The organism is Anabaena sp. UHCC 0253, from assembly GCF_009712085.1.
GTDB lineage: Bacteria > Cyanobacteriota > Cyanobacteriia > Cyanobacteriales > Nostocaceae > Dolichospermum.
Map to the genome: position 1 here is coordinate 136,888 of NZ_VILD01000001.1, position 788 is coordinate 137,675.

The 788-nt window shown below is 32.9% G+C and carries 1 protein-coding gene; it reads left to right on the top strand.

What is annotated here, in order from left to right; all coding sequences use genetic code 11:
• A partial coding sequence (locus tag FJR38_RS00645; RefSeq protein WP_168534862.1) for a DUF29 domain-containing protein occupies window positions 1-423 on the top strand: 423 nt, incomplete at its 5' end.
• Window positions 424-788: the final 365 nt, after the last annotated feature.

The window sequence follows — 788 nt, forward strand, 5'->3', positions numbered from 1 at the left end:
AAAGCAATTATACAACAAATAAAGTCTTTTTTAAAGATTTTACTAATACATCTCATTAAAAATCAAATTGAACAACGGCTAACCAATTCTTGGGCAGCTTCTATTAGAAATGCAGTGGTAGGAATTCAAGATATCAACTTGAAGGAAAATAAAAAATCCTATTATATTAATGTTGATGAATGGGAAGATTTAATTTTAGAGGAAGTTATAGAAAAAGCTATAGCTGATGCTAGTGATGAGGTTTTAAATGGTGCATATAATCAATTTCAATTGGAGGAAATCATTGATAAACCGGAGTTGATAGCAAAAGGTTGTCAATTTTTAGGTTTGACTTATGAACATTCGGCTAAAAGTTTACCGAAAGCGATCGCGGAAGTTTTAATACAGTTACCCGGTGGGGAAAGTTGGTTTAATCGTAAGTAGTTAACGATCCCCTAGTCGAAGATCCCCAACTTCTTATTTTAATTGTAATTTTTACTAAAGATTAAAGTAAGAATTCGGGGATCTAAATGCAGGTTTAGCGACGTGCAAAGATTGGGAAAAAGGCGTTGCTGATAGCCTGCGTGGCGATAGCCATATTGAAGTATGAAATTGAAAAATCAAAGATTTCAAACTCTTACTCTCTGTGACTGGAGCGCCTCTGCGTGAAACAAAATCATACTCTTAATCAGCAACGCCTAACAAAAAAATATTTATTTTATTTTGGCATATTTAGGTATAATTTGGATAGATATGTTGAATTAATTTGAGGTTAATACAAAAATGACACAGGAATTAATAGACCTCAG